The sequence below is a fragment of the Paenibacillus assamensis DSM 18201 genome, from assembly GCF_000422445.1.
Lineage (GTDB): Bacteria > Bacillota > Bacilli > Paenibacillales > Paenibacillaceae > Paenibacillus_B > Paenibacillus_B assamensis.
The window spans coordinates 101,639-110,159 of sequence record NZ_AULU01000017.1; the positions used below are offsets into that span (position 1 = coordinate 101,639).

Annotated in this window: 9 protein-coding genes and 1 rRNA gene; 6 read left to right on the top strand and 4 right to left on the bottom strand. The window is 42.3% G+C overall.

Translation table 11 applies throughout. The features are described from left to right. Positions 1–2 precede the first annotated feature (2 nt). Together H580_RS0111060 and H580_RS24025 are read right to left on the bottom strand one after the other, a co-directional pair. Positions 3–284 (bottom strand): DUF1294 domain-containing protein, encoded by a 282-nt coding sequence (locus tag H580_RS0111060; protein WP_420488684.1) that lies wholly within the window; start codon positions 282–284, stop codon positions 3–5. A gap of 215 nt (positions 285–499) precedes the next feature. Next, positions 500–1,438 (bottom strand): transglycosylase domain-containing protein, encoded by a 939-nt coding sequence (locus H580_RS24025; protein ID WP_051217403.1) that lies wholly within the window; start codon positions 1,436–1,438, stop codon positions 500–502. A gap of 217 nt (positions 1,439–1,655) precedes the next feature. On the opposite strand from H580_RS24025, the gene H580_RS0111070 reads away from it, so the two are divergent. Next, on the top strand, positions 1,656–1,976 hold the full coding sequence (locus H580_RS0111070; RefSeq protein WP_028594845.1) for a hypothetical protein: 321 nt from the start codon (positions 1,656–1,658) through the stop codon (positions 1,974–1,976). Here the strand turns inward: H580_RS0111070 and wrbA are convergent. Beyond that, the gene (gene wrbA / locus H580_RS0111075) at positions 1,951–2,568 is read right to left on the bottom strand and encodes an NAD(P)H:quinone oxidoreductase (RefSeq protein ID WP_028594846.1); all 618 of its coding nucleotides are present in this window, start codon (positions 2,566–2,568) and stop codon (positions 1,951–1,953) included. The two genes, H580_RS0111070 and wrbA, sit on opposite strands and share 26 nt — an antisense overlap. A 468-nt stretch (positions 2,569–3,036) precedes the next feature. Between wrbA and H580_RS0111080 the strand changes: the two genes are divergently transcribed. The 5 genes from H580_RS0111080 (at position 3,037) to H580_RS0111100 (ending at position 8,065) form a co-directional block, all read left to right on the top strand. Further along, positions 3,037–3,468, top strand: a complete 432-nt coding sequence (locus H580_RS0111080) for a GNAT family N-acetyltransferase (RefSeq protein ID WP_028594847.1) — start codon at positions 3,037–3,039, stop codon at positions 3,466–3,468. Between the two features lie 25 nt (positions 3,469–3,493). Then, on the top strand, positions 3,494–4,426 hold the full coding sequence (rbsK, locus tag H580_RS0111085) for a ribokinase (protein WP_028594848.1): 933 nt from the start codon (positions 3,494–3,496) through the stop codon (positions 4,424–4,426). Beyond that, the gene (rihC, locus tag H580_RS0111090; protein WP_028594849.1) at positions 4,419–5,339 is read left to right on the top strand and encodes a ribonucleoside hydrolase RihC; all 921 of its coding nucleotides are present in this window, start codon (positions 4,419–4,421) and stop codon (positions 5,337–5,339) included. The genes rbsK and rihC overlap by 8 nt, the downstream gene beginning before the upstream one ends. A 59-nt stretch (positions 5,340–5,398) precedes the next feature. Beyond that, positions 5,399–6,814 (top strand): C4-dicarboxylate transporter DcuC, encoded by a 1,416-nt coding sequence (gene dcuC / locus H580_RS0111095; RefSeq protein ID WP_028594850.1) that lies wholly within the window; start codon positions 5,399–5,401, stop codon positions 6,812–6,814. Between the two features lie 225 nt (positions 6,815–7,039). Further along, the gene (locus tag H580_RS0111100) at positions 7,040–8,065 is read left to right on the top strand and encodes a LacI family DNA-binding transcriptional regulator (protein ID WP_028594851.1); all 1,026 of its coding nucleotides are present in this window, start codon (positions 7,040–7,042) and stop codon (positions 8,063–8,065) included. A 150-nt stretch (positions 8,066–8,215) separates the two neighbouring features. Here the strand turns inward: H580_RS0111100 and rrf are convergent. Beyond that, a 5S ribosomal RNA gene (gene rrf / locus H580_RS0111105) occupies positions 8,216–8,332 on the bottom strand. Positions 8,333–8,521: the final 189 nt, after the last annotated feature.

Sequence of the window (8,521 nt, forward strand, 5' to 3'; positions counted from 1 at the left end):
AATTACCCGAGCTTTACAATGACGAAACCATATACAAATAAATTCACAAGCAATATAAAAGGTATGCCTGCCGTAAACGTCGTATGCTGTGTCTTGTGACGTTTTTGGTACATCCCTGTCAACACACCTAGTGCACCGCCTAACCAAGCTACCATGAATAGATTGCGTTCAGGAATGCGGCGTTTATTGCGAGTGGCGCGACGCTTATCATTGGACATCATTCCATATCCAACAAGATTCAAAATACATATATACACAAATACGATAATCGTCATTTCTTTCATCGCCCTCCCTATTTCTATTATACAAGACAAGACCAAGCTGTCGTCGATAATTCACACTTGTTCACAAAAAAGTAAGCCGCAGAATATGGTCTGCGACTTCTTTCAGTCTTGAAGAACACCTTTGTGCCTTAGTGCTCCCCATACTGTTTTACTTTTGATATATCTGATCTGTGTATCATTACCTTCACTACATCCTAATTGATTAAACAGACGATTTAAGCCGCTTTACTTTGATTAACAGTGTGTTGAGCATAAACTAATGGTGTGTTAAGTGCCTGCTCAAGCTCCGTATCCGTTATCCATCCAAGGGTGTTCATACGATTCAGCACTGTACTTTGACGCCTTTCAGCCAACTCCTTATTTTTGTAGGGAGAGTAATGCTCTGGCGCTTTAAGAAGGCCAACAAGTACCGCCGTTTCTGCTAAATTAATCGTAGGAAGCTCCCCATTCCTCATTGTTGTTTTGCCAAAATAAAAACGAGCTGCACTCTCAATCCCATACTTTCCGTGTCCGAAATATACTTTGTTCATATACATATCCGCTAACTCTTGCTTCGTATAGCGAAGCTCCAGATTTGCTGATATCGCTATCTCCTTAATTTTGCGTATATAGGTTTTCTCATGAGTGAGGAACATATTGCGTGCCAATTGCATCGTCACGGTGCTGCCACCCTGAGCTTTCTTGCCTTTTACAAGATCAACCCATATAGAGCGTGCTATTCCTACCGGATCAACACCTGGATGCAAATAATAACGATGATCTTCGATCGCTAACAACGTATCCGCCACATAACTAGGCATATCTATCGTTCGTACAACAGGCTGGCCATTGGGTAAATGAGAAGCTTCCTGTACTTGTGTATAAAATGTATTCAACTGTTTAGTATCTATCCATACGTTCCCGAGAATCGCAAGTGCGAACCATCCCACTAACGGTAACAAGATAGCAGCAAGCAGCATACCTGCAATAACTTTCTTCCATTGCGTTGGATTATTGGAAGCAGAAGTTTGATGCGTACTTTCTTGCTGTTCTGCAGAACTCATTCCTGTTTGAGCAAATTTACTTCTACTGTGGATACGACTCGTATGACGCATTGGCATTAACACTGTAGCTTGAATCGTAGCGTTACGTTGGCGATGATGTTTATTGTTCATTGTCATGCGACCTCCTTTCTATACGTATAACTGTATCCAAAATAGGATTGTGGTGCTATCGATTTACCGAACAGCAATCTTACATTTATGAAAGATAAGTGCTCGTACACGATGTATGCTTTTACAAAAAATAAAAGCTTGAATCTATTGTTTGATTCAAGCTCATTCTTTATGAAGTGATTGCATTAGTAGGACTGGAACGGTTGCTGCTTCTGCTGTGACTGCTGCATCTCTTGATTCTGATCCTGACATTGGTTCTGCTGCTGAGACTGCTGTGCTGGATTTTTTGTCTGTTGAGATTGCTGTTGTACTTGTGATTGCCCCTGACCTTGTTGCTGCTGGATTTGCTCTTGTCCTTGAGACTGCCCTGCTCCTTGAGACTGTTGCTGATTATGCTGCTGTCCTTGAGGCAGCTCCTGACTTTGTGACTGTTGTTCAATTTGCTGCTGACCCTGAGATGGCCCCCGACTTTGTGACTGCGCTTGGTTTTGATGCTGTCCCTGTTGTCCTTGCTACTCCAACTGCAATCCTTGTGTGACCCAAGTAGCAATTTGAACCGTTCGCTTCGCTTGGTGCATCACCGCTTGCTGAACATCCTCTTGTATCTTTCCATTTTGATCAACGGTTACGCTCACTCCATATGGATTACCACCTGCTTGAAAAAGGGAAGGGTCCGTATAGCCCGGCGCAGCAACGATAGCACCCCAATGATACATCGAGGTATAGAGGCTGAGTAATGTAGCCTCCTGTCCACCATGCGGATTCTGTGCACTCGTCATCCCACTTATGACCTTATTCATCAGTTTGCCTTTGAACCACAAACCGCCTGTCATATCAAGGAATTGTTTAAACGGAGCAGCCACGTTACCAAAGCGAGTTGGTACACTAAATATAATCGCGTCTGCCCATTCCAAATCTGTAAGTTGAACAACTGTAATATTTTCTGTCGACTCCACATGAGCCTTCCAGGCAGGGTTAGCATCAATAGCTGTTTGCGGTGCTAATTCTTGAATTTTAAATAATTTCACCTCTGCACCAGCAGATTCCGCTCCTTCTTTTGCCCACTCTGCCAACTGATAGTTCGTCCCTGTAGCGCTATAGTAAATAACAGCCAGCTTAACATTCGACATTCCGTTTTATTCCCCCCGTAGTTGCACGTACTATGAATAGAAATAAGCACTTCATGCATGCCCATAAGCATTTCCAATTTTGGCTGGAAACATGTAGTCCATCTGGGATGCAGCGATAAATGAGTTCGACTCTCCTTCTTTCTATATTCCTTGCACATATAACTTATCTATCTTAAAACATAAAGAAGCTGACCCTAAGGCCAGCTTCATCACTCACTCATGATTTACTTTGCTCGTTCTTGAGCTAGACTTACCTGCGTTATTTGCTGCAACTCCCACTTTTCTTTCAAAAATAAGGGATTGAAATCACAAAATGAACTGGATATTAAGTATAATTTTGGAGCGTAAAACTGTGTAAATAATGCTATTTCTTTATTGACACCGCTTACAACGAGGTGTACGATTATTGCATGAGTTTGGTAAAACGTTTTATCAAATCATTCTCTAGTCTGAAAGAGGGGATCGACTATGAATCAAATCTCGCAGTTACACATCTCATCGAATACCCTAACGCCTCAGATTTATTCTGACTTACGTCAGAAATGTTCTAATCTATTTCAGCCTTACGAAACTGCGGATATCGAGATTGCTTTACAAAACACGCTATACTCTGTCGTCGTATTCGATGAACAGCAACCTGTAGGCATTGGTAGAGTCGTCGGTGATGATCGTATCGTTTTTTTCATTAAAGACGTCGTTGTGGATCCAGCCTACCAGAAGCGATCAATCGGTACGATGCTCATGCGATCCATACTGGACTATATATATAAGCAAGCTTGTCCATCTGCATATATAGGGTTAATGTCTACACCAGATAAAGAGTCATTCTATGAGAAATTCGGTTTCATTCGTCGTCCCAATGAACTACAAGGATGTGGAATGGTCAAATTTGTGGAGTGACAACAGAAGCAAGGAGGCGCACATCGTGAACAAGTTAATTGTATTTGGAAGCTTAAACATGGATTTATCAATCGAGGCTGATCATGTTCCCCAACAAGGAGAAACGATTGTTGGACGTAATTTCATGACCAGTTCGGGTGGTAAAGGTGGTAATCAAGCGGTAGCCGCTGCAAAGATGGGAGCAGCTACTTTCATAATTGGAAGTGTGGGCAAGGATTTGTTTGGCGAACAGCTGATTCGAGAGCTCTCTGCTACAGGTGTTGATTGCTCTTACCTTCGCTCTAGTGATCACAATCCTACAGGTGTTGCCATGATTACATGTACAGACGGCGACAATCGAATCATTCTCAATCCGGGTGCTAATCATGAACTAACATCTGCTGATATCGAGGAGATTGTAAATACGATTGGACAACCCGGTGATCTATTCTTAACACAATTTGAGTGTGATTACGAATCAACGATGTCATCGTTGATTATGGCCAAGCAAAAAGGGTTATATACGATGCTTAACGCTGCGCCAGCCCACTCCATATCCGATGAAGCTTATAAGAACATCGACTTGCTGATCGTGAATCAGACAGAGTGTGCATATCTGACTAACATTCATCCCCATCACGTTGAAGACTGTAAGGAACCAATAGCGTATTTCCAAGAAAGAGGCGTTTCCTCCATCTTGATTACACTTGGCTCTGAAGGCAGCGTAACGATGATTGATGGAAAACTCATTCACATTCCTAGTCAGAAGATTGAACACGTTGTAGACACAACCGCAGCAGGCGATGCTTATATAGGAGCACTCTCAAGCGCCTTGCTCCAACAACAAGATTTGCCGAATGCGATGCAATTGGCAACGAACACAGCAGCACTCACGATTATGAAGCGTGGAGCTCAACAATCTATTCCCACGCAACATGAAGTACAACAATATTTTGGGGAGGCAAAACAATATGCTTAAAAGACCAATTATTATTGATACGGACCCAGGAATTGATGATGCAGCGGCACTTGCCATTGCATTGTTCAGTGACAAACTGGATGTGAAGCTGATTACAACGATAGCAGGAAATGTTGGTGTCGATAAAGTTACCGATAACGCACTTAAACTCCTTACGTTCTTCAATAAGAACATTCCAGTAGCAGTCGGTGTAAATGACCCTTTAATCGTTGCATTTGAAGATGCGAGTAATGTCCATGGTCAGAGCGGTATGGATGGCTATGACTTTGATGAGCCGGCTCAGGAATTATTGTTGGACGAGCATGCTGTAAATGCGATGCGCCGCACAATAATGGACAGCGATGTTCCTATTACCCTCGTGCCAATCGGGCCTCTTACGAACATTGCGTTGCTGTTGAAGATGTACCCAGAAGTAAAAGGAAACATCGATGAAATTGTGTTGATGGGCGGTTCTGTTACACGTGGTAACAAAGGAGTAATGTCCGAATTCAACATTGCAACTGACCCTGAAGCAGCAAAAATCGTATTCAATAGCGGCGTTCCAATTGCCATGGCAGGCTTAGATGTAGGTTGGAAAGCACTTGTTCATCCAGAAGAATGCAACCTTCTGAAAGACATGAACAAAACAGGAAACATGATACACTCGCTCTTCCAGCATTATCGCGGCGGCAGCATGAAGACAGGCTTGAGAATGTATGATGCCTGTGCAATTGCCTACTTACTGAAACCTGAAATGTTCGAGATCGTCGATACGTTTGTCGATATCGAATTGAATGGCAGCTTAACGGCCGGCTGTACGGTGGTCGATCTAAAGGGATATTTAAAGAAACCAAACAACGCAAAGGTATGTTTGGATCTCGATCCGCAAATGTTCAAAGAATGGTTCATTGATAGCTTCAAAGCATGTGATTAAACCTTTTCGCCAGTATGCAGGACAAAACATAACCATTACTATCAGATTGGGGATCCGCTATGAATCCAATAATTATGTATGGCTCTGCTCTTATTGCCGTATCCATCGTTATCTACATGTTAATTAAACAAATGGACATTAAAATTACAATGTTCCTCATGGGTATCGTGCTCATGTTCGTCGGAATTGCTGCAGGTAATGGTATTGCAGTAAAAGACTTCGTAGGTACAGGTGCCGTTTGGCTCGATCCTTTGTTAGCAATAACTCAACAGTTCCAGCAAACGCTAACATCGGCTGGATTTATTATTTTAATTCTAGGTGGATATTCAGCGTACATGACCGCGATCGGTGCGAATGATGTAACTGTCAGTGTTATTACGAAACCCGTATCAAAAATCAAGTCCGCCTATGTACTCGTTCCAATCGTATTTTTATTAGGCAACCTGCTGTCTCTTGTTATTCCAAGTGCATCGAACTTAGCAATCATCTTGCTTGCGACGCTGTACCCTGTTATGCGTAAAGCAGGTATGAGCAAACTAACAGCTGCCGCAGTTATCGCAACAACGGCAACCGTTATGCCAACACCACTGGGTGGCGACAACGTTGCGATTTCACAAGAGCTGGCTAAGTATCCAGAATATTTAGGCCTAACGGTAACAGACTATGTATTTCAATATCATGCTATAATCTCGATTCCTACCATCTTGCTTATGGCTGTCGTTCATTACTTCTGGCAGAAGTTCATGGATAAGCGTTCGAAGACGAAAGATACGGATGAAGTTGAAGTTCAGGAAATTAAAGCAATCGAGGGCGGTGCTCTCTACAAAACGGTATATGCTTTGCTTCCTATCTTCCCTATCATTCTGTTGATTGTTACTTACTGTCTAAAAACATTCGCAGATATTAATATTAACGTCAATGTAGAAGTAGCAACAATGTTCTCATTCGCCATCGCCATTCTCTGTGATGTCATTAAACGTAAGAGTGGAAAAGAAGCTCTTCAGCAGACGGAACACTTCTTTAAAGGTATGGGCGGTGCAATGCCAATTGTAGCCTTGCTCGTTGCAGCTACAGTATTCGTAACTGGACTGAAATCGATTGGCTTAATTGAAGCACTGCAAGATGCGATGATGAACATTCAAGGATCAGGATTAGGATTCGTGTTGCCGTTAATTCTAGTATTACTGACAGCGCTAATCGTTCTCTTAAGCGGTAGTGGTACAGCGTTATTCTTTGCAATGGTTCCATTGATGGTAGCTCTCTCCACAGCTGCAGGTATCTCAGCTATTGCTGTATCCATTCCGATGGGACTCGCAGGCAACCTTTTACGTGCGGTGTCCCCGGTATCTGCGGTCGTTCTGATCGTAGCTGGATCCGTGAAAGTGAGTCCGCTAGACATCGTACGTCGTACATCTGTTCCAATGATTACGGGTGTTGTGTTTATGTTCGTGCTTTCGATGATACTATTCTTGTAATAGATACGTTATACAGGCGGCAGCAGTTAATTCCACAACTGCTGCCGTTTGTGTATGATTATACTGTGTTTCAAAAGATTAAAAATAAGTTGTTCTAGTAATTTGAACTATCCACATAAACAATCTAAAATGGTTATTAACTCAATAATGAGGAGGATGAGTAACGCCTATTCCGCTCGAACGATACCCGATCAATTAAGATTAGCGTGAAATGGCCTATCTATTATGAAAATAACAATTAAAGATATTGCTCGTGAGGCCAATCTTTCCTTAAGTGCTGTTTCTCAAGTGTTAAATAACAAGCCTTGTCGCGTTTCAGAGGAAAAAAAAGAGCTGATTCGCAGCATCGCCAAAAAGTATAACTACTCACCCAATCAGATCGCCAGAAGTCTCGTAACAAAGAGAACGCATACCTTCGGGCTCATCATGCCCGATATTGAAAATATCTTCTTTTCTTCATTCGCGAAACGACTTGAAGCGAATTGCCGGAGACATGGTTATGCATTAATTATAACGAACACGGATGACAAGTATGCTGAAGATCAAGAAATGATGGATCTGCTGATCGCAAGAGATGTGGATGGATTATTTTTAATCGTCAGTACCGAATCATATCAATATGTTGAGCAGATGGCCGATCGTTTAAAAAGACTAAACATTCCTTACGTTATGGTCGATCGTGTTTATCCTGAGTTTAATTGTAATAAGGTATTTTTCAACCATGAAATGGGCGCTTATCTCGCTGTAAAACATTTGATCGAACAAGGTCACCGTAAAATTGGCTGTATCGCGAATAAGCTATCCTCCGTAAATCGCGACTATCGCTTGGATGGCTATATGAAAGCAATGCGGGAATATGGGTGTGAAGTTCATGACCATTATATTATGGAGGGTAATTATCGTATTCATAGTGGATACCATGCAACGCAGGAGCTGTTGAAGACCGATATTACTGCTTTCTTTGTGTGTAATGACATGATGACACTGGGCGTATTTCGTAAACTGCATGAGTCCGGATATGCTATCCCGCAAGACTATTCTATCATTAGTTATGACAATACGATCGCACCATTTCTAAGCGATATTAAGCTAACTTCTATTGAGCAAAATGTTGGGGAGTTAGGTGATACAGCCTTTCAAGTGCTGTTCGACCAACTTAACAATGATCAACTTGCCCACCAAGAAATCTGCCTGCTTCCTAAATTGATTATCAATGCGTCAGTTAAACCTATTCTCTCCAATAAACGCTAACCATATCAACAGTCCTCTGTATTCCTCAAAATGCCTGCTGCAGACTTTCGTACGACAGCAGGCATTGGATTGCGGATGATATGACACCTCACAGAGTTCTCATGAACGAAAAAACCACCATTGATATATAATCAACAGTGGTTCTCGTTTGCTTGGCAACGTCCTACTCTCCCAGGACCCTGCGGTCCAAGTACCATCGGCGCTGGAGGACTTAACGTTCGTGTTCGGGATGGGTACGCGTGGAACCCCTCCGCCATCGTCACCAAACATGATTTTTGCGATGTATATCTCCCTGTATTCCTACAGCAAAATATCACATCATCTAAATCGATTCAGGACATATCCTACCATCAGGTAGGTTCCCTAACAAGGTTATACCTTGAAAACTGACCGCAAAGTATTTAAAACGCTTCTTCATATTCATTAGGATAAGCCCTCGACCGATTAGTATTCGTC

Excerpts from the sequence above, each read along its gene's own strand:
- wrbA (WP_028594846.1), bottom strand. The coding sequence starts at position 2,568 with ATGTCGAATGTTAAGCTGGCTGTTATTTACTATAGCGCTACAGGGACG.
- H580_RS0111080 (WP_028594847.1), top strand. The coding sequence starts at position 3,037 with ATGAATCAAATCTCGCAGTTACACATCTCATCGAATACCCTAACGCCT.
- H580_RS0111060 (WP_420488684.1), bottom strand. The coding sequence starts at position 284 with ATGAAAGAAATGACGATTATCGTATTTGTGTATATATGTATTTTGAAT.
- dcuC (WP_028594850.1), top strand. The coding sequence starts at position 5,399 with ATGAATCCAATAATTATGTATGGCTCTGCTCTTATTGCCGTATCCATC.
- H580_RS0111100 (WP_028594851.1), top strand. The coding sequence starts at position 7,040 with ATGAAAATAACAATTAAAGATATTGCTCGTGAGGCCAATCTTTCCTTA.
- H580_RS24025 (WP_051217403.1), bottom strand. The coding sequence starts at position 1,438 with ATGAACAATAAACATCATCGCCAACGTAACGCTACGATTCAAGCTACA.
- rihC (WP_028594849.1), top strand. The coding sequence starts at position 4,419 with ATGCTTAAAAGACCAATTATTATTGATACGGACCCAGGAATTGATGAT.